General features: G+C 38.4%; 23 protein-coding genes. 22 read left to right on the top strand and 1 reads right to left on the bottom strand.

Going from position 1 to position 19,405, the window contains the following annotated elements; translation table 11 throughout:
• Positions 1-39 precede the first annotated feature (39 nt).
• From RZO55_RS08460 to RZO55_RS08435, 6 genes are all read left to right on the top strand, one after another.
• The gene (locus RZO55_RS08460; protein WP_318063845.1) at positions 40-981 is read left to right on the top strand and encodes a DUF5688 family protein; all 942 of its coding nucleotides are present in this window, start codon (positions 40-42) and stop codon (positions 979-981) included.
• A 435-nt stretch (positions 982-1,416) separates the two neighbouring features.
• The gene (locus RZO55_RS08455) at positions 1,417-1,824 is read left to right on the top strand and encodes a hypothetical protein (RefSeq protein WP_318063844.1); all 408 of its coding nucleotides are present in this window, start codon (positions 1,417-1,419) and stop codon (positions 1,822-1,824) included.
• A 2-nt stretch (positions 1,825-1,826) separates the two neighbouring features.
• Complete coding sequence (gene mobP3, locus RZO55_RS08450; protein ID WP_318063843.1) at positions 1,827-4,193, top strand: MobP3 family relaxase; 2,367 nt, start codon at positions 1,827-1,829, stop codon at positions 4,191-4,193.
• A gap of 109 nt (positions 4,194-4,302) precedes the next feature.
• Positions 4,303-4,449 (top strand): hypothetical protein, encoded by a 147-nt coding sequence (locus RZO55_RS08445; protein ID WP_318063842.1) that lies wholly within the window; start codon positions 4,303-4,305, stop codon positions 4,447-4,449.
• Positions 4,450-5,269: 820 nt separating this feature from the next.
• Positions 5,270-5,896, top strand: coding sequence for a cupin domain-containing protein (locus RZO55_RS08440; RefSeq protein WP_318063841.1), 627 nt, complete (start codon positions 5,270-5,272; stop codon positions 5,894-5,896).
• Positions 5,897-6,091, top strand: coding sequence for a hypothetical protein (locus RZO55_RS08435; RefSeq protein ID WP_318063840.1), 195 nt, complete (start codon positions 5,897-5,899; stop codon positions 6,089-6,091).
• A 36-nt stretch (positions 6,092-6,127) separates the two neighbouring features.
• On the opposite strand, the gene mgtE is transcribed toward RZO55_RS08435, so the two are convergent.
• Positions 6,128-7,474 (bottom strand): magnesium transporter, encoded by a 1,347-nt coding sequence (gene mgtE, locus RZO55_RS08430; protein WP_318063839.1) that lies wholly within the window; start codon positions 7,472-7,474, stop codon positions 6,128-6,130.
• 471 nt (positions 7,475-7,945) lie between these two features.
• Here mgtE and RZO55_RS08425 point away from each other — a divergent pair, with 471 nt between their 5' ends.
• From RZO55_RS08425 to RZO55_RS08350, 16 genes are all read left to right on the top strand, one after another.
• Positions 7,946-8,269, top strand: coding sequence for a chloride channel protein (locus tag RZO55_RS08425; RefSeq protein WP_336624281.1), 324 nt, complete (start codon positions 7,946-7,948; stop codon positions 8,267-8,269).
• Between the two features lie 149 nt (positions 8,270-8,418).
• Positions 8,419-9,003, top strand: coding sequence for a thioredoxin domain-containing protein (locus RZO55_RS08420; RefSeq protein WP_318063838.1), 585 nt, complete (start codon positions 8,419-8,421; stop codon positions 9,001-9,003).
• Positions 9,004-9,005: 2 nt separating this feature from the next.
• Positions 9,006-9,695 (top strand): cytochrome c biogenesis CcdA family protein, encoded by a 690-nt coding sequence (locus RZO55_RS08415; protein ID WP_500683306.1) that lies wholly within the window; start codon positions 9,006-9,008, stop codon positions 9,693-9,695.
• Between the two features lies 1 nt (position 9,696).
• Positions 9,697-10,752 carry a tungsten cofactor oxidoreductase radical SAM maturase gene (locus RZO55_RS08410; protein WP_318063837.1) on the top strand — a complete coding sequence of 352 codons (1,056 nt, stop codon included), beginning with the start codon at positions 9,697-9,699 and terminating at the stop codon, positions 10,750-10,752.
• 233 nt (positions 10,753-10,985) lie between these two features.
• A complete protein-coding gene (locus RZO55_RS08405) occupies positions 10,986-11,426 on the top strand; it encodes a MarR family winged helix-turn-helix transcriptional regulator (protein ID WP_318063836.1) in 441 nt (146 codons plus the stop codon).
• 67 nt (positions 11,427-11,493) lie between these two features.
• Positions 11,494-11,991, top strand: coding sequence for a GNAT family N-acetyltransferase (locus tag RZO55_RS08400; RefSeq protein ID WP_318063910.1), 498 nt, complete (start codon positions 11,494-11,496; stop codon positions 11,989-11,991).
• A 145-nt stretch (positions 11,992-12,136) separates the two neighbouring features.
• Positions 12,137-13,324: an MFS transporter gene (locus RZO55_RS08395; protein WP_318063835.1), complete on the top strand. Its 1,188-nt coding sequence runs from the start codon at positions 12,137-12,139 to the stop codon at positions 13,322-13,324.
• Positions 13,325-13,338: 14 nt separating this feature from the next.
• Positions 13,339-13,824, top strand: a complete 486-nt coding sequence (locus RZO55_RS08390) for a permease (protein WP_318063834.1) — start codon at positions 13,339-13,341, stop codon at positions 13,822-13,824.
• Positions 13,821-14,360: a permease gene (locus RZO55_RS08385; protein ID WP_318063833.1), complete on the top strand. Its 540-nt coding sequence runs from the start codon at positions 13,821-13,823 to the stop codon at positions 14,358-14,360. The genes RZO55_RS08390 and RZO55_RS08385 overlap by 4 nt, the downstream gene beginning before the upstream one ends.
• 95 nt (positions 14,361-14,455) lie before the next feature.
• Complete coding sequence (locus tag RZO55_RS08380) at positions 14,456-14,740, top strand: ArsR/SmtB family transcription factor (RefSeq protein ID WP_318063832.1); 285 nt, start codon at positions 14,456-14,458, stop codon at positions 14,738-14,740.
• A 285-nt stretch (positions 14,741-15,025) separates the two neighbouring features.
• Positions 15,026-15,349 (top strand): ArsR/SmtB family transcription factor, encoded by a 324-nt coding sequence (locus RZO55_RS08375; protein WP_318063831.1) that lies wholly within the window; start codon positions 15,026-15,028, stop codon positions 15,347-15,349.
• Positions 15,340-16,980 (top strand): FAD-dependent oxidoreductase, encoded by a 1,641-nt coding sequence (locus RZO55_RS08370; RefSeq protein ID WP_318063830.1) that lies wholly within the window; start codon positions 15,340-15,342, stop codon positions 16,978-16,980. Before RZO55_RS08375 ends, RZO55_RS08370 begins: the two co-directional genes overlap by 10 nt.
• Positions 16,981-17,054: 74 nt before the next feature.
• Entirely contained in the window at positions 17,055-17,402 is a 348-nt protein-coding gene (locus RZO55_RS08365; RefSeq protein WP_318063829.1) for an ArsR/SmtB family transcription factor, read from the top strand.
• A gap of 13 nt (positions 17,403-17,415) precedes the next feature.
• Positions 17,416-18,480: an ACR3 family arsenite efflux transporter gene (arsB, locus tag RZO55_RS08360; protein ID WP_318063828.1), complete on the top strand. Its 1,065-nt coding sequence runs from the start codon at positions 17,416-17,418 to the stop codon at positions 18,478-18,480.
• A 31-nt stretch (positions 18,481-18,511) separates the two neighbouring features.
• Positions 18,512-18,901, top strand: coding sequence for an arsenite efflux transporter metallochaperone ArsD (gene arsD / locus RZO55_RS08355; protein WP_318063827.1), 390 nt, complete (start codon positions 18,512-18,514; stop codon positions 18,899-18,901).
• 21 nt (positions 18,902-18,922) lie between these two features.
• A partial coding sequence (locus RZO55_RS08350; RefSeq protein ID WP_318063826.1) for a TRC40/GET3/ArsA family transport-energizing ATPase occupies positions 18,923-19,405 on the top strand: 483 nt, incomplete at its 3' end.

Here is a 19,405-nt window from a genome sequence, read left to right as displayed (position 1 = left end):
GTGAAAAGAAAAATTACAAAGAACAGGAGGATTTGCACAATGGAATTTAAAGAATTTATGGAAGAAGTAGAACGGCATATCAAGGAATACCTGCCTGAGGAATGGAAAAATGAAGAGGTATCGGTTCGTCAGCAGCTAAAAAATAATGGCATTCAGTTATATGGAATGAGTATACGGATACCCGGAAGTGATCTTACTCCGCAGATATACTTAGATAATGCCTACCAATTTTACAGCATGGGTGTCAGTATGGAGGAAATCCTAAAGAAGCTTGCGGAACAATACTTAGAGTCAGTGGAAGCAGCACCGAATCTTGGCATACATAATTTTAACTACGAAAATTGGAAAGACAGTTTGTTTATGTGTGCGATAAATGCTGATAAGAATCGGGAACTGCTGTCCTCTGTCCCCCATCAGATAGTAGAGGATTTGGCTGTTGTATACCGTTATTTAATTGAAGAGGATGGAGGTGTTTTTGGTACGGTACTAGTCAATAATAATCATTTAAAGTTGTTGAATATTGATTCGGAGATGCTGCATGAACAGGCTGAAAAAAGTATGAAGCAGCTTATGCCATATGAGTTTCATAGTATGGACTATGTAATTGCGGATATGATGGGATGTCCCATAGAAGAGAGTCAGCTCAGTATGAAAAACAGCTTTATGTTTGTATTGAGTAATAGCAAAAAGTGGCAGGGAGCTTCTTATCTGTTCTGCCCAGATGTATTGGAAACAGTTTCAAAGGAGCTTGGCGGAAACTATCTGATTCTTCCATCATCGATCCATGAGTTAGTTTTGATTCGTGAAGAAAAGGAAAGAGGAATTGGGGATTTAAAGGATATTGTATGTGATATTAATCAAAGCCAGGTTGTTGAGGAAGAACGTCTTTCTAATGAAGTTTATCGGTATGATGCGGAAACAGGAAGTATATCAATGGTATCTCATGGAGAAATACAGCAGGGCATGCATCTGGAGATGTAATGGTGAAAAAATATTTTACCCACTCAGTAAAGCATGTAACAACATGGAGAAAAGATTCCCCCGGTTGCCGCCTGTATGCCCCTGTGATGCCTTTATCTATCCGGAGCGGAATGATGCGCCATAAGACAGTAAAAGCCCCCGTTGCCGCCTTTAACACCAAAATACGGACAGTGGTAAGAACTCCAAAACTGGGGTGAACCATAGGGTCGAAAATGATGCAGGTTAAAGGCAGGTGGTCGCTTTGCGCCCGCCTGCCCAAAACATCGCCCCGCAATGCGGGTCGTGGACGTTTAAAAGGGTGCACCTAAATGGGACGTTGGTCACCTCCTGGGTGGTTCCAACCCCTCTCAATTATGTATTTTCCTTAGTAAAACAAGGCTTTTCCGGGGTGCACCTGTCAGGTGGTTCCCGTATATTTAACAAAGGAGGTCAACTATGAGCGAAGAAATAAAAACCAGAATCCCGCTCTGGCTCTATCCTAATACCATTAAAGGGATAGATGCGATTTTAATAAAAGATAACTGTAAGAGCCGAAGTGAATTTATAGAAAAAGCAATCCGGTTTTACAGTGGATATATTGCCGCAGAGGATGGAATGAAGTATCTTCCCACCGCCATTACCTCTGCTATGTCGGGGATTGTAAACACCTCGGAGAACCGAATGTCAAGGCTGATGTTCAAGCTGGCAGTAGAAATGAGTATGATGATGAACATTCTTGCCGTTAATGCAGATTATGATGAAAATACTTTACATAAGCTTAGGGGTAAATGTGTAGAGGACGTAAAGCGTTCGGTTGGTTCTGTGACCTTTGAAGATGTAGCTAAATTCCAAAAGCGTGATTGACCATGCCCAGGATTATCTTTAAATGCCGTTATATAAAAAGTGCGGCAAATCATGCAGAAAATCTGGTAACCTACATTGCCACGCGGGATGGTGTAGAAAAACTTCCAGAGCGCATGCGAAACCGTCCTGCCACACAAAAGCAGAAGTTTCTGGTGTCGGATATTATTGTTCGATTTCCGGATTCCACAGGACTGTTTGAGTATGAGGATTATCTGGCGAATCCTACTATGGAAAACGCCTCTGAGTTTATCTCGGCTGCATTGGATCAAAACCTAGACCAGCTGGCGCATCAGGAAGTATATGTTGACTATATTGCCACACGCCCACACGCTGAACGGTTAGATGCCCATGGTCTGTTCTCTGATGAGGATATACCGCTGTCGCTATCACAGACGGCACAGGAGGTTGCTGCTCACCTCGGTAACATCTGGACACCTATTATTTCCCTGCGGCGAGAGGAAGCTGCCCGGCTTGGCTACGACAATGCCGCTGCGTGGATAGCCCTCTTGCGCCAGCAAAGAAATATTTTTGCGGAACAGATGAAAATCGCATCGGTGAACCTGCGCTGGTACGCTGCCTATCACGATGAAGGACATCACCCTCACTGCCACATGATCGTGTATTCGGTCGATCCACGTGAGGGCTTTGTAACCAAGCCCGCCATTGAAGCCATGCGAAGCAGTCTGGCAAGGGAAATCTTTCAGCAGGATCTGCTCCAAATCTATACCGAGCAGACGCAGCAAAGAAAAACGCTGACAGCACAGAGCCGGGATACCCTCCAGGATCTTCTGAGGCAGATGCAGGCGGGAAATTGTGATAATCCGGTTTTGGAAAATATGTTGACTCAGCTTGCGGAACTACTTCGGCGAACATCCGGCAAAAAGCAATATGGCTATTTAAAAGCACCGGTCAAGAAACTGGTAAACCAGATTGTTGACGAGCTGACGAAGGATGGACGTGTATCGGCAGCTTATGTCCAATGGCAGGAGCTGCGAAACGAGGTGCTACGTACTTACAAGGATGACCTTCCCGCGCCGCTGCCGCTTTCCCAGCAGAAGGAATTTAAGCAGATAAAAAACATGATAATTTCGGAGGCGGTCAGGTTGTGCAATCAGGAGGTCGTTTTTGAAGGAGATGAACAGGCGGAACTGCTTCCAGAGGAAGAAAGCATTATAGAGGAAGCAGTAATCATGAATCATATAGAATCAATTGAAGAAGACGGTTTTGTTTTTCTTAATACAGATGAAGAAGGGGAAATAAAAGCGTTGGAGCTTGAATCCGGGGCTGGACATAGCTCTGAATCATCATTGACTGAACATTCTAATAGCATATCTCCAGTATCTGCCTTAAGTACAGTGCCAAAAAAGCCATACATTGCATGGAACAGCCGCTATAAACAGGCCCTTACCTATCTTTATGGTACGGATATCGCAGCGCCGGATTTTGATCAGGCTCTGCCCTTATTTTTGCTAGAAGCAGAGGACGGTAATGCCCTTGCCATGCATGATCTGGGACGGATGTTTACTGATGGGTTAGGTGTGGAAATGAATACAGAAACTGCTTTTGTTTGGTACTCCAAAGCGCTTGCTGCTTTCTTGGCGATTGAAGCCAAAAAGGAACATCGGTATGTAGAGTACCGCATTGGCAAACTGTATGCAGCAGGGCTTGGGACGGAACAGGACTATGTGGAAGCGGCAAACTGGTTTAAGGAAGCAGCCGCCAAGAACCATAAATACGCTCAATATTCTTTGGGAGTTCTCTATTATAGGGGAAGGGGCGTAGAACATAATTTAAATACCGCGTTTCAACTGTACCAAAGTTCTGCTAAACAGGGTATGCCCTATGCAGACTATGAGATGGCAAAGATGTATCGGGACGGAATTGGGACAGCACGGAATACTGAGGAAGCACAGCTGCACTTTAAGGCTGCTTTCCATGGTTTTCAGCAGATGGAACGACAAAGCCGTGATGATAAGCTTCAGTACCGCCTTGGTCAGATGCTCTATACCGGAACCGGAACGCAAAAGGATATGGACGAGGCAATCTACTATTTAGTTCATCACGGAATTGCTGCTGCAACATCAGATTTTATAATGAAATGGTTGGCAGATCATAAAATACAACTGAACATTTGTCCCACAAGCAATGTCATGCTGAATGTGGTACATAATTATAAAGACCATCCCATTAAACTACTCTATCATGCCGGAGTACCTGTAACAATAAATACTGATGACTTATTAATTTTTAATCAGTCAGTAAGTCAGGAATATATAAATCTTTATACTTGGGGTGTTTTAAATGAAGATGAACTAGATACTATTCGTCATACTGGGTTAAATCAAGATCCAGCCAGTCGTAATAGGTGATGAGAAATTGGCTCTTATTGACTGTGGATTTACGGGGGTTCTACCTGTAATCGAACTTACCTGAAGAACAAAGCAAACTGCATAATTGATGCAACTTCCCATTATGTTTATGAAACTTATGAAAATCTGGAATATAAAAAGAGGTATGTTGCTTATAAGGAGGGATAGAAGAAAAGGTCTAGAAGTTGTATGCGCAGCATCTTTAATCATAGAGTGTTTGGATAGAGGGGGTTACCCTGCAGGGGCAGCAGCATAGATTCATTAGCTTTAGTGCAAAAGCTGGGATATCATTTTGACAAGGAACAAGAAGTCATTGTAAGGCATAAAGACGGTTCATATTTATTAATGCAAAGTAGATGAATGGCCAGAAGCTCCTAGAGGAGATAATTCATTGGCTGGTGCAAGATATATGGCATTGGGTAACAACTCTGGGGGTGGCAGCTCCTAGACATCGGCATTATCGGTATGGAAGAACCACCAGATCGATTATGAACTATTAGCTGATTATCTATGGGGTCTTTCTCTTTTCCATTTTGACATCAACCGTTAGCCGTCACTTTTTAGTGGCGATTTCCAACCCAGTGAGCCATCACGCCGATTTTTGGATCACTTACCTAAAGATTAGCTTATAATACGCACAGAGTGGTGTATGAAGAATATAATATAATCGAGTATACTTTAAATATATATGTACTAGAGTACTTTCGGAAACTAATGAACAATAAGTGATATTTTATGCAATAACCTACATACTAGACTTTAGTACGTATATTTTAAAACAATAAAGCTTCCCTTCGGCAGATTTTTAAGAATTATCGATGATTATGGTTAGGCAGCCTCTTTGAAAATCCCATAGTCTTTACAATCTCTGGATGTCCATATGGAAACTTTTTTTCCTTACCGGATTTCTTGGAAGGTCGTTTGTTTTAAGGGAGAGGATAGAGGTGTTTTCTGTCAGACTTGTCCAGATTTTTATGATGCAGCCATAGGCGGTCATAAGTTTGGCAAGAGAATCAGAATAAGAATTAAGTCTTTTACGCTGTGCATTGCTATAATTATAAAAGGAGATGTTATAAATGACAAATAATACTGATTTTTCTTCACCGTCCTTACAATATGCGTTTGATGTTAATAATAGTCATTTGTATGTAAAAGATAATCAAAATTTTATTAATATATTAGGTAAAGAACAGCTTAACTCGCTCGAAAACACCTCACTGCTTGATATATATTTGAGTGTAAGTAATATTGTAGAACCACATTACCATCCAAATGCAGCTGAATTAGTCTATTGTATATCTGGAGCTGCTATTGTATCTATACTTAACCAATTTACAAATGAATTAAAAAATTTCCCTATCACGCCTGGTCAAGTAGTCAATATACCGCGTGCCTGGTGGCATTATGAAGCAGCTACAATGAATCATACTCATCTTCTGGCGATTTTTGATGCTCCAAATCCCCAAGTCATACTAGGTTCTAACATCTTAAAATTTACTCCTGATGAAATTATGTCAGAAACATATTGTATAAATGAAGATCAGTGGAAAACCATCACTGAAAATATAAAACCTAACACGTATATAGGACCATATGAGGACTGCCGTGAGGCAGGTTATATCAATTATCAAGACGATACTTCTAACTATCAAAGCTTATATAAACAGCAACAACCTCGAAAGGGTCGTTATCCGTACGTCTAATTGAACCAGCTCACTGCAAGAAAGGTAGAGTATGCCGACCATCGTAAAGTGGAGGAAGAAATCATCCGGGCAGAGGTGAAAATATGCGAATTAAATAGGTACAGAGCTTTCATCCAGACTAAAAAGCAGATCATTCCGCCAAGAGAATGGTCTGCTCTTTTCATTGACTGTGCCTGGGTTCCTGATGCACCGTGAAGGAGAACTCCTCACTCTAAGAAAAACTTATGATTCTTAGAGTAACTGGGGAAGAAATAATTTTGCCAGCCCTAAGAATATAAAGAATCCCCCAACATCGGTTGCTGTTGTTAGAAAAATGGAGGAGGACACTGCAGGATCCAGCTTAAATTTCTTGAGTATCAATGGAATTAAGAATCCAAATAATCCAGCAATAGTAAGGTTTCCAATCATTGCAGCGAATATTATAAATCCTAAATAAAGATTGTTGTACTTTACGAACAGGATTAACCCAGTTATAAGACCAGTTGCTGAGCCGTTAATAAAACCAAGAGCAATCTCATTGAGAACATATTTCCAGTCTTTCTTGAAATCAACTTCGCCTAGTGCTATGCTTCTTATGACTATTGATAAAGTTTGTGATCCTGCATTGCCGCCCATACCTGCAACAATCGGCATGGCAGCAGCCAATGCAACTACCTGAACAATAACATCTTCAAATAACCCAACAGTAAATGATGCTAAGAACGCTGTAATTAAATTAATGAAGAGCCAAGGCAATCTGCGTGTAATAGAAACACTCAACTTACTGCCAACTTTTTCGTCTTTGCTTACACCTGAAAGCATCAGTAAGTCTTCGGTTTGCTCTGCAACGATAACGTCAATAACATCATCTGTCGTAATGATTCCAAGCAGTGCTTTTTTTCTATTTATAACGGGCAGTGCTTTTAAGTCATATTTTGACACAATAAGTGATACTTCTTCCTGGTCTGTTTCCGGAGATACAGTGAGTATGTTTTCATTCATAATATCTGAGAGTGTATTTTCATCTGGTGATATTAAGATGTCTCTAAGATCTACAGAACCAATTAGTTCATTTTTATTATTGATAATGAAAATCGATTCAATAACTTCAGTCTTTGGACCGATTTCTTTAATTTTCTGCAGGGCATCTTTAATACTTAGGTTTTGCTTGAGTGCAATATACTGTGTAGTCATAATACCGCCAGCAGTATCAGGTGCAAAACCTAATAACATCTGAACCTCTCGCGAATCACGCTCTTTCATCAGCTTTAATAATTCTTTTTTTTCATAAATGCTGATAGCACCAAGTATATCAGCGATATCATCCGTTGACATTAATGAAAAAACCTGAATTGTTTTAGATGGACCCAGAATGTCAATGAGTCTGAGCTGCAGACTTTCGTCAGCTTCTTCGATTATGGAAGCCAAATCTTCAAGAGTCAATAAGTTCAAAAATATTGTTAGTTCATGATCTTCAAAATCTGATAAGGCAGTTGCAATATCAATTGCATATTCTGAAGCAAATAGTTCATGCAGTTTTTCTGCATTTTGATTTTCAATAAATGATATTAACAGTTCTTTTAATTCAGTTAAATTCATCGTTATACCTCCATGTTTTTGATTGTAGCTGGTATAACGGATAATAATTAGGAAAAAGTGAATATCATTTTAATTAACAGCCCCTGTATAATAGGTATGAACAAATTGAAAACGCCATATCCAATACTGAGATATCAATATTACAGCATGTAGTTTGAAAATGAGATCGCCCCTCTAAAGAATTATCGGTTATACCATTACTACTGTGCGTATCCAATTGCATTCACCTCGCTTTTATATAGAAGAATTAGGTATTGCCATAGCTTTTTTATTATATATTTAAGAAATTGAAATGTCAATTGAAAGAGAAGCTTAAGTACCTTTGCGTTTGTTTCATCTGTTGGAGTTTGTTTGATTAGCATGCGTTTCCATGGCCTCAGCAAAAGCTGCGGCAGTATGTCTTAATATTCCACTTTACCGTTGGGAAAAGATATCTTTTATAATCTAAATTGATTAATAGTTATTCTTACAATGGAAGCAGCGGGTTACCAGGGCGGAGAAGTTACCCCTCTTTTTGCAATTGGATCAAGCTTGGGAGCTGCCTTGGCTGTAGTGTTAGGAATGCCCATCGAATTTGCTGCCGCATTGGGGTATGTGGCAGTTTTCGGAAGTGCAACGAATACTCTTTTAGCTCCCGTTTTTATAGGGGCTGAAGTTTTCGGCTATTCTTATATGCCATATTTCTTTATAGTATGCTGTGTGGCCTATATATTTAATGAAGATAAATCTATTTATACAGCGCAGAAAAAGCTGCATACAGGATTTTTTAGAATAAGAGATATAGATTCAAATTGACATTTATGGATATGACTGTTAAAATATCGATAAATGTAGATGCATTAAGCTAATTAAATTAAAAAAGTATAGTTAGAATTAGTGAATACTCAAAAGCTGATTTCAACATTTGATGTAAAAATAAAAATTTAATACAGGAGGAACGTGTTTTGGAAAATGAGATGATGAAAAATAATAAAAATTCGTGGGTAAAAATACTGATTGTAATTTTAGCGTTAGTAGTTGTGGCAGGTATATATGTATATAAAAAGGCAGAGGAAGATAAACTAAATAATCAGAATACAGCTCAAACAGATTCTGTAAATGCAGGAAAAGAGAGTACAGATGGAGAAAACTCATTATTAGAAATATCCTCCGTTGATTTAGATAAAATCAAGTCTTATGGACTTCCTTTTGTTATCGACTTTGGCTCGGATTCTTGTATACCTTGTAAAGAAATGGCGCCGGTTTTAGAAACATTACATGAAGATTTACAGGGAAAAGCAATTGTACATTTCGTAGATGTTTGGAAAAATACAACTGCAGCAAACAATTTTCCGGTATCTGTTATTCCGACGCAAGTATTTTTTAATGCAGATGGAACCCCTTTTGTACCAAGTGATGAACTTGCACAGGAAATACAATTTACTATGTATAGCTCAAAAGATACAAAAGAGCATGTGTTTACTGTTCATCAGGGTGGTATTACCGAAGAGCAAATGCGAAAGATATTTGCTGAAATGGGGGTTGAGTAAAGGTGAATGAAATACTTGAATCTTTATCAGTGATGATAAAAGATAGTATGTGGCTGGCACCACTATTAGCAATAGTGGCAGGAGCATTGACTTCTGTAACGCCTTGTTCCTTATCGACAATACCGCTCGTCATCGGAGTGGTAGGCGGAACGGGTCAAAAGGATACAAAGAAGGCTTTTAAACTGTCACTGACTTTTGCTTTGGGAACTGCAGTTACGTTTACTACATTAGGAACATTGGCATCTCTTGCAGGCAACTTAATCGGGACTTCTGCAAAGTGGTGGTATATTGCACTGGGTATTCTGATGTTAATGATGGCGTTACAAACATGGGAAGTATTTAATTTTATACCTTCTACCTATTTAATTTCAAAAAACAAAAAGACCGGCTATATAGGAGCATTCATTGCAGGCGTATTAGGAGGAATATTCTCTTCACCATGTTCGACACCAGTCTTAATTGCATTATTAGCCATTGTTGCTGGCAGAGGAAGTGTTGTATGGGGAATTTTACTTTTGCTATTGTATTCTATTGGTCACGCTATATTAGCTGTAGTTGCAGGTACAAGTGTTGGATTTGTACAGAAACTTTCACATAGTGAGAAGTACGGAAGATTCAGCAGGGGCTTAAAAATCGTAATGGGCTGTGCTATATTAATTATAGCATTTTATATGTTTTATCTGGGATTTTAGAATGGAAGGTGATCACATGGGGTTACAAAAAATATATATAGAACTTACTGATAATTGTAATTTAAATTGCAAAATGTGTTACAGGAGATCATGGGGAAATCTGTTCGGTGACATGAAAAACGAAGTATTACACAAATTGGTAAATGAGATTAAAGAGCAGGATGAAGTGAGAGAGATTGTTATAGGAGGAATAGGGGAACCTACATATGCCGGGAATTTTAAAAAGGCTTTGGAATTGCTGAAAGATTATAGTATCACTGTAACTACGAATGGCACTTTAATTAATGAAGAGTTGGCAGAATATTTGATTCAATATGTTGATAATATAACTGTATCAATTGATGGAACTCCGGACACATTTCAGGAGATAAGAGGAATTGACTTAAGTTTGGTTGAAAATAATATTAAAATGCTAAATATGCTAAAAGGCAGGTTTAATTCGAAAAAACCTGTTGTAGAAGTACAGTTCGTATTATCAGATGAAAATAAGAACGATATTTTCAAGGTAATTGATATAGCCAAAGAATTAAAAGCGCACAGATTCATTGTATCCAATATGATTCCTCAACTAGAAGCAAATAAAGATTCTATCTTATATACAAGATATGAAAATTTAGAAATAAAGAACTTATTTCAAAAGATAATACTCTATTGTATGAAAAAAGGTATCATGGTTTCACTTCCTGATTTTGAATTGAAAACAATAAGAGAGTGCAGATTTATCGAAAATTCGTCCGCCTATATTTGTTCCTCTGGAGAGGTATCTCCGTGCTATCGATTTTCTCATGATTATACGGAATACGTATTTGGCAGGAAAAAACAAATTAAAAAATTTGTATTTGGAAGTTTGGAACTGGAATCTTTGAAAGATATTTGGGATCATGAAAATTATGCTAAATTCAGAGAGCGCATTACTAACAACAAATATCCTTCCTGTTTGGACTGCAATTTCGTTGATGGTTGTGATTATGTAACAGGTATTGAAGATGATTGCTTTGGATTATCTCCGTCTTGCGGCGATTGTCTGTGGAGCAGAAAGTTTACCCAGTGTCCATAGAGTGGAAAAAATTATAGAGAATAGAGAAAGTTGCTTTATAAGGTGGTTGCTGCTGTGGAAGCGGTGGTGGGTTTGACTGTTTTCTTGCCAGAAGGCAGGTGGGTGAAGCTGCCATTGAAACTTATAAATGCAAGAAGGTCTTGGCAGGATACCATTCCATGTTAAGACCTTCTTTTAAAATAACTGTTGCAAAATACAACAGTTGTATGATATCATGCTTATGAGGTGACAAAATGATTAATCAAGGAAGTGATGTTTTACGTGAGCTGATTCGGATGCTCGTCAGAGATTTAGGTATTCTGGAAAAAAGTGATGCCTCCTGTTGCGGAGTCAGTTTGGCACAGTGCCATGCGATTGTCGAAATCGGACGCAAAGAAACAATCTCATTGGTTGATCTGGCTGGTTTGTTAGGATTAGATAAAAGCACGATGAGCCGGACCATCAATAATTTGGTAGAAGCGGATTTGGTTCAACGGGATTTGGATACGGAAAACAGGCGCTATGTAGTCATTCAATTAACTGAAAAAGGCATTGCTGTATTCAGAAATATTGAAGAAAGTATGGAAGACTATTACAAGGGTATTTTTAACTCAATTCCAATGAAGAAAAGAAAACAGGTGCTTGAGAGTCTGCAGCTTCTTAAAGATGCGGTCGAAAGTAATAATTGCTGTTAATTAATCATGGGTAGATGGAGCTTTTGCAGGTGCGCATATTAAGTTATACAAATAGGGAGAAAAGATGATGAATTATAAAATTGATGAGATGAAAGCAGCTGACTGGACACAGGTAGCAGAGATTTATGAAGAAGGAATAAAGACTAAAATTGCTACGTTTCAAAGTGAAGCACCAAGCTGGGAAGACTGGAATAAAAGTCATTGTGAATCCTGCCGCCTGGTAGCCAGAGCCGATGATGATATCATTTTTGGCTGGGCAGCTTTATCCCCTGTTTCCAGTCGTTGTGTTTATGCAGGGGTTGCAGAATTAAGTATCTATATTGGAAACAGGTATCAAGGTAAAAAGATAGGCACAGCACTTCTTGAAAAATTAATTGAACTTTCAGAAAATTATGGGTATTGGACATTGCAATCGGGGATTATTAAAGAGAATACCCCAAGCTTGAATTTACATAAAAAATGTGGCTTCAGGGAGATCGGTTATAGAGAAAAACCTGGCAAAATGGATAACGGAAAGTGGCATGATGTAGTATTAGTCGAACGAAGAAGTAAACTCATTGGCTAAAACATAAAAAAATATCAGACGATCAGGTTTGATATTTTTTTTATTAAATACATATTGACAAATATCGATTTAATGCTATAATTTACATATCGATGGACTTAAATATGTAAAGGAGTTTGACTTGAAAGAAAAGGGGAGTAATAACATGGATAGTAAAAGTAAAAACAAACTGATTATGATTTTGGGCTTAATGGCGTTCCTTGCAAATGGAGATAATTATGCCGCAGCACCATTAATCATCAATATTTCAAAAGACTTAAATATTTCAGTAAGTACAGCAGCAATATCTGTGACAGCTTATATGCTTGCATTTGGTGTATTTACACTGATATTCGGGCCTGTGTCAGACCGGTATGGCAAAGTGAAAATAATAAATATAGCAGCAATCGGAACTTCTGTTTTTAGTATATTAGGTGCATTTGCATTTAATTTACCGTCCCTTATATTTTTCAGGGCCATGAATGGTGCATTTGGTGCCGGTATTTTTCCGGTTACTATGGCATTAGTCGGACAAAGCTTTGATGATAAGAATCGGCATAAAGCCCTCGGTAAGGTTATGGGACTTATGTTTTTAGGAGCAGCTACAGCCTCTGCAATTGGTGGTGCGTTATCCTATTTTGGTTCATGGAGACTGGTTTATCTCATATATGGAATAGGAGAATTTGTACTTTCTATAATTATGCTTAAGATTTTGGAGCGGGATAAACCGGTAGTTGAAACACTGGATTTTGTGAAAGCATATAAAGAACCATTGACAAACTTTAAATTTATGAGAATTGTACTTATCGTATTCTTTTTGGGATTCAGTGTTTTTGGAAGCTTTACTTATTCGGGAACATTAATACAGGAAATCACAGGGTATAATATACTGATTGTTGGATTGGTTCTTTCTTTATTTGGCGTCGGTACGGTTATAGGCGGGAGAATGGCACCAAAGTTGAAAGCAAAGCTGAAAAATGGATTTTTAGTTTTAGCAGGACTGATAGGAGCGACATCCTTGTATGCGCTTTCAACCGTTACAAATGCCTGGCTGCTGGGATTGGCTCTGTTTGGCTTTGGATTAGCTTTTATTTTCCTTCAATCAACACTGATTTCAACGGCTCAGGAGCAATTGCCGAAAATGAGAGGAACTGCAATGTCTCTTACTTCCTTTAACATGTTTGTGGGTGGTGCCGTGGGCACAAGCTTAAACGGGATGATTATAAGAACTTATGGTGCTTCAAGAATCTTCCTGGTCACGGCAGTCCTCCTTTTGGTAGTTTCAATGTTTGCAGCATTCTTCGTAGCAAAATTTGAAATGAGTAAAATGAAATCAACACTACAGTCAAATTAAAGGGAGGCTTGTGTATGGATACTTATATCTTTTATGGGATTACCATCATTCTGTTACTTATATCATTTTTTAAAGATAAAAAGAAAACAAAGATGGCACTGAAAAAAGCCTGGAAAGCGTTTGAAAATATTCTTCCTGAATTTTTAGTTGTAATATTATTGGTTGGCGTCATGCTGGCGGTATTAAATACGGAGACCATTACCAGAATCATAGGATCGGATTCAGGCTTTTTAGGAGTAGGAATTGCTGCAATTGTTGGGGCTATAACGTTGATTCCCGGATTTGTAGCATTTCCTATGGCAGCGCTCCTTCTACAGGGAGGAGCCGGATACATGCAGATTGGAGCATTTGTTTCAACCTTAATGATGGTTGGAATTGTAACAATGCCGGTTGAAATTAAATATTTTGGCAGGAAAGTTACGATAATAAGAAATATTTTAGCCTTTATATTTTCCTTTATCGTTGCATACGTGATCGGATTGGTGGTGAATGGAATATGAAAAAAAATTTAAAGAGATACCGGGCATTTCTTGTAGTACTTGTATTCATCGCTGTATTGACAGTTGTAAATTATAAGTTAGGGCTCAAAGCATTGACCATTTCTGCAAATTCATTTAAAGAAATGCTGTTTGTAATACCGCCTGTATTTGTATTGCTTGGCTTACTGGATATATGGGTTCCGAGAGAAACCATGGTTAAATTTATGGGAGAGGGATCGGGTATTAAGGGAGTCATTTTATCCATTCTGCTGGGGTCGGCTGCCGCCGGGCCATTGTATGGTGCATTTCCCGTTGCAGCTGTTTTTATGAAAAAGGGTGTTAAGTTTATGAATATACTTATATTCATAGGCGCGTGGTCAACTACAAAGATTCCGATGTTTTTATTTGAAATAGCTGCATTGGGAAATAAATTTGCGGTTACAAGGCTGCTCGTGGACATTCCCGGAATTATAGTGATTGCCTTTATCATTTCCAGATTTGTTTCAAAAAAAGAAGTAGAAGAAATTTATGCAAGAGTGGAAAAGATAAATAAATAATTTACCTGATGCAATTAATTAACGATTGACATTTATCGATATGTGAGATAGGATAAAATTATCATATCGATAAATACAGATAAGAGGTAAATACAATGATAAACCAATATGAAAGAGATGCAAAAATCTTTAAAGCACTTTGTGATCCCAATCGATTAATGATTATTGAAATGTTACAGGGCGGAGAAAAATGCGCATGCAAAATACTTGAAGATTTAAATATTGTACAGTCCACTCTATCTCACCATATGAAAATACTATGTGAGTCTGGTTTAGTGGAAAGTACCAGGGTAGGAAAGTGGATGCATTATTCATTAAGTAAACAGGGATTTGAAACAGCAACAGCCCGCTTATCTGAAATTGCAAAGAGTATTAAATAAATAATTACTGTATTATTATTCTATTGAATGCCTGCTTCATAGTGGCTGCTTAGGCGGTACTGATGAAGCAGGCATTTACTGTATTTGACGGAAGCTGCTATAAGGAAAGAAATACAAAGTGTGGCTCTTAATCTTGTCTGCTATAGGAAAAATAAAAAATTTTACATAAAAACAACATAAAGATTACACAATACACATTGACAAATATCTATATGCTCTTTATAATAAGGACATAGACAAATATCTATATTAAAAATCCTGGAATATAAAAATGGAGAAGACAAAATGGATCTGCATGCAGACTATGCACCAGTATTTAAAGCATTAGGTGATGCTACAAGACTAAAAATTATAGAAATGTTATCCTGCGGTGAGCTATGTGCATGTGATATTCTGGAAAGTTTTGAAATAACACAGCCCACATTATCCTACCATATGAAGATTTTGACTGATTGCGGTCTTGTAAAAAGCCGAAAAGAAGGATCGTGGATCCGATACAGTAATAATACCGACTTAATTGAACAGATAAAAATTTTTGGGGATAAGATCACAACAGAACAGGAAAGCTGTATCTGTAAATGCTCGAAGGAGGACAATCGATGCGATTAATAATTATTGGTGCAGTGGCTGCAGGAACTTCAGCCGCCGCAAAAGCGAGAAGAAATGATGAGAATGCTGAGATTATTATCTATGACAAGGACAGCTACATCTCTTATTCAGGATGCGGAATGCCTTATTATATCGGTGGTGAGGTAGAGGAGGCCCAAAAACTTACTCCCAGAGATCCTGCTTTTTTTAAAAGTAAATATAATGCAGATATTTTCATAAGACATGAAGTGCTGTCCATTGACCATAAAAATAAAACACTGGATATAAAAAATATGTCTACCGGTGAGATCTTCCAGGACCATTATGATAAGCTTGTAATTGCTGCCGGCGCTGCCGCTGTTATACCGCCAGTCAAAGGAGCAGATCGAAAGAATGTATTTACCTTGAGAAATATCGGGGATATGAATCAAATCAAGGATTTTATTAATGAATACGCACCAAAATCAGCAGTTATTGTTGGAACTGGATTCATAGGTTTGGAGGTCTGTGAAAATTTAAAAGAGCTTGGTATTGATGTTACGCTTATAGAGAGACTTCCGTGGGTGACACCAGGTCTTGATGGAGACATGGCAGTATATGTGGAAGACCATTTAAGGAAAAGCGGTGTTAAGCTCTATACGGGCATATCAGTTGCAGAGATAAAAGAAGATAAGGTGATTCTGGAAGACCAAAGACAAGTGCAGGCTGATTTTGTACTTCTGTCAACCGGAGTAAGACCGAATACAGAATTAGCAGCAAAAGCAGGAATAGAACTGGGAGTAACAGGAGCCATTAAAGTAAATGAAAAGATGATGACAAATGTAAAAGACGTCTATTCCTGCGGTGACTGTTCGGAACAGTTTCACGTAGTTACCGGCAAACCGGTGTATCGTCCAATGGGCTCTACCGCCAATAAAACCGGAAGAATTGCAGGGGATGCAGTGACAGGAGGAAATTTATCCTTCAGAGGTATTCTTGGAACCGGTATTTTCAAAGTATTTGATATGACGGCAGCGATGACTGGATTATCAGAGAAAGAAGCAAAAAAGGAAGGGTATCATGTTGAAGTCTGTCACAATATTAAACCGAATAAACCGGAATATATGGGAGGCAGGGAAATGGTCATCAAGGGAATCGCCGATAAAGATACCGGCAGACTTTTAGGTGTCCAGATTGTTGGTTTTGAAGGCGTTGATAAAAGAATTGATGTATTTGTTACAGCAATTACTTATAAAGCACATGTAGAAGACTTATTTCATCTCGATTTGGCATATGCACCTCCGTTTTCCACCACAAAAGATCCGGTTATGTATACGGGCATGATTTTAAATAATGCGATTAATTCAGACAGAAAGCTTATCACTTCTGATGAACTGGAAGAGTTGATAAACTCCGGTAAGGACTGCCAGTTAATAGATGCCAGAGCCGCTTCACAATATGAGCAGGACCATATAGAAACGGCGGTAAGCATACCCCATGCCAGGTTAAGGGATACGCTGGATAAACTGGATAAAGATACCATAACTGTCACTTATTGCAACAAAGGGGTTACCGGTAATGCGGCGCAGAATATTCTGTTGAACCATGGGTTTAAGGAAGTTTATAATTTGTCCGGCGGACATAAAAATTATAGAAAAAGCAGGAAATCATAGTAACATATGATTTCTCCGTGCATAGTATATGCATATATGCTCATATAAATATTTACACAGGAAGGGGTGAAATCGTGGTCGATATTTTTAAAGCACTAGCAGAAGAGAGCAGGTTAAGAATCCTGGCTTTACTGATGGAAAGAGAAATGTGTGTCTGTGAGATAGAGGTCTGTTTAGATATGACGCAATCAAACGCTTCCAGGCACTTGACCGTACTTAAAAACTGCGGAATTCTTAATTGTTATAAGAAAGCACAATGGGCATATTATAAGATTAACGGCAGTTTTAAAGAAGAAAACAAAAGCCTGTGGGAGTATCTGCAGCAAAAGCTTATTGAGTTACCAACCTATCAGGCAGATCATGAACAATGTGAAAAGTACAAAACCATTGATGTCTGTGCAAATTCGAAAATAATACATTGAAGGAGAGAAAGAAATGAATAAAGAAATATCAGCAGAAATTGGTTTTTTTCAGAAATACTTAACGATATGGGTAGCATTATGCATGATTACCGGAGTATTGATCGGAAAGTTTCTGCCGGCAGTACCTGCGTTTTTTAATCAGTTTGAATATGCGAATGTATCCATTCCTACAGCAATACTGATCTGGGTCATGATTTACCCAATGATGATGAAGGTGGATTTTGAAAGCGTTAAAAATGTAAGAAAAAATCCAAAAGGATTATATTTGACATGGATTATCAACTGGTTCATTAAGCCTTTCACCATGTTTGCAATCGCTTCTTTCTTTTTCTATGTTGTATTTAAGGGATTGATTCCTGCAGAGTTAGGAAAAGAATATTTAGCAGGAGCCGTCTTGTTAGGGGCCGCACCCTGTACTGCTATGGTATTTGTCTGGAGCCAGCTGACAAAAGGAAATCCTGCCTATACGGTAGTGCAGGTAGCGACCAATGACCTGATTATTCTGGTTGCGTTTGTACCCATAGTTAAATTTTTACTGGGAGTGAGTAAGGTGTCCGTTCCCTGGGATACTCTGATTATATCAGTTATCCTGTTTGTGGTAGTTCCTTTAACCGCTGGTGTATTAACAAGAATGTATATTAGTAAGAAGAAAGGAACAGAATATTTTGAAAATCAGTTCCTGCCCAAGTTTGATAATGCAACGATAGCCGGTTTATTACTGATGCTTGTACTTTTATTCTCCTTCCAGGGCGATGTTATTTTAAACAATCCCTTGCACATATTACTGATAGCAGTGCCATTGACCATACAGACATTTTTTATTTTCTTCATTGCCTATCTGGCAGCAAAGGTACTGAAGCTTCCTCACAACATAGCAGCTCCGGCAGGTATGATCGGCGCCTCCAATTTCTTTGAACTTGCTGTTGCCGTTGCAATCGCCTTGTTTGGTATGGATTCTCCGGCAGCACTGGCTACTGTTGTTGGCGTTTTAACTGAGGTTCCAATCATGTTAATTCTTGTTAAAATTGCAAATAAGACTGCTCATTGGTTTCCAAAGAATTCAAAAGTAATTGAATAATAATATAAAAAATGAAAGGAAGTATTACAATATGAAAAAGATGCAGATATTTGAACCGGCTATGTGCTGTTCAACCGGACTTTGCGGCGTTGGAGTCGATCCGGAATTATTAAGAATTTCTACCGTATTAAACACACTGAAGAATAATGGAGTGAATGTTGACCGGTTTAACCTTTCAAATGAACCTCAGGAATTTGTAACGAATAAAATTGTAAACAGCTTTGTTAAGGAAAAAGGGGTAGAAGGTTTACCGGTTATTGTTTTAGATGGAGAAATTATTATAACTGGAAGATACCCATCCAATGAAGAATTTGTAAAATTGCTTAATGTGCCGGAAAATTATATTGGAGAAAAGCCAGATTCCGCAGCAAGTAAGAAAACACAGGGCTGTGGATGTTCCGGAGGGGATTGCTGCTGTTAGAAGGAGTGAAAGGGAGTTATAATGGAAAACTTTAATATACAAGAAGCAGTACTCACAAAATATCTTTTCTTTACAGGAAAGGGTGGAGTAGGAAAAACTTCAACAGCCTGTGCCACAGCGGTGTCCCTTGCTGATGCAGAAAAAAAAGTTTTGCTGATCAGTACAGATCCGGCATCGAACCTCCAGGATGTATTTGAGACAGAATTGGACAATAAAGGCGTTCCCATACATGAAGTTCCTAATCTTGTGGTAGCAAACTTAGACCCCATAGAAGCAGCTGCAGAATATCGTGAAGGTGTAATCGCACCATACCGCGGTCAGCTGCCTGAGACTGTGTTGGAAAATATGGAAGAACAGCTTTCTGGTTCCTGTACCGTTGAAATTGCAGCATTTAATGAATTTTCCAAATTTATTACGGATGAAAAAGTTCAGGAAGAGTTTGATTATATTATATTTGATACTGCACCGACAGGGCACACACTAAGGATGCTTCAGCTTCCGTCG

Origin of the sequence: Clostridium boliviensis, from assembly GCF_033342255.1 — a bacterium.
In the GTDB taxonomy this organism is placed as follows: Bacteria; Bacillota; Clostridia; order Lachnospirales; family Lachnospiraceae; genus Lacrimispora; species Lacrimispora boliviensis.
This window is presented reverse-complemented; position numbering and strand designations above follow the sequence as displayed.

Bases quoted from the DNA above. Each gene is read 5' to 3' on its own strand.
- RZO55_RS08460 (WP_318063845.1), top strand. From the start codon at position 40: ATGGAATTTAAAGAATTTATGGAAGAAGTAGAACGGCATATCAAGGAA.
- RZO55_RS08455 (WP_318063844.1), top strand. From the start codon at position 1,417: ATGAGCGAAGAAATAAAAACCAGAATCCCGCTCTGGCTCTATCCTAAT.
- mobP3 (WP_318063843.1), top strand. From the start codon at position 1,827: ATGCCCAGGATTATCTTTAAATGCCGTTATATAAAAAGTGCGGCAAAT.
- RZO55_RS08445 (WP_318063842.1), top strand. From the start codon at position 4,303: ATGAAACTTATGAAAATCTGGAATATAAAAAGAGGTATGTTGCTTATA.
- RZO55_RS08440 (WP_318063841.1), top strand. From the start codon at position 5,270: ATGACAAATAATACTGATTTTTCTTCACCGTCCTTACAATATGCGTTT.
- mgtE (WP_318063839.1), bottom strand. From the start codon at position 7,474: ATGAATTTAACTGAATTAAAAGAACTGTTAATATCATTTATTGAAAAT.
- RZO55_RS08425 (WP_336624281.1), top strand. From the start codon at position 7,946: ATGGAAGCAGCGGGTTACCAGGGCGGAGAAGTTACCCCTCTTTTTGCA.
- RZO55_RS08410 (WP_318063837.1), top strand. From the start codon at position 9,697: ATGGAAGGTGATCACATGGGGTTACAAAAAATATATATAGAACTTACT.
- RZO55_RS08405 (WP_318063836.1), top strand. From the start codon at position 10,986: ATGATTAATCAAGGAAGTGATGTTTTACGTGAGCTGATTCGGATGCTC.
- RZO55_RS08400 (WP_318063910.1), top strand. From the start codon at position 11,494: ATGAATTATAAAATTGATGAGATGAAAGCAGCTGACTGGACACAGGTA.
- RZO55_RS08395 (WP_318063835.1), top strand. From the start codon at position 12,137: ATGGATAGTAAAAGTAAAAACAAACTGATTATGATTTTGGGCTTAATG.
- RZO55_RS08390 (WP_318063834.1), top strand. From the start codon at position 13,339: ATGGATACTTATATCTTTTATGGGATTACCATCATTCTGTTACTTATA.
- RZO55_RS08385 (WP_318063833.1), top strand. From the start codon at position 13,821: ATGAAAAAAAATTTAAAGAGATACCGGGCATTTCTTGTAGTACTTGTA.
- RZO55_RS08380 (WP_318063832.1), top strand. From the start codon at position 14,456: ATGATAAACCAATATGAAAGAGATGCAAAAATCTTTAAAGCACTTTGT.
- RZO55_RS08375 (WP_318063831.1), top strand. From the start codon at position 15,026: ATGGATCTGCATGCAGACTATGCACCAGTATTTAAAGCATTAGGTGAT.
- RZO55_RS08370 (WP_318063830.1), top strand. From the start codon at position 15,340: ATGCGATTAATAATTATTGGTGCAGTGGCTGCAGGAACTTCAGCCGCC.
- arsB (WP_318063828.1), top strand. From the start codon at position 17,416: ATGAATAAAGAAATATCAGCAGAAATTGGTTTTTTTCAGAAATACTTA.
- arsD (WP_318063827.1), top strand. From the start codon at position 18,512: ATGAAAAAGATGCAGATATTTGAACCGGCTATGTGCTGTTCAACCGGA.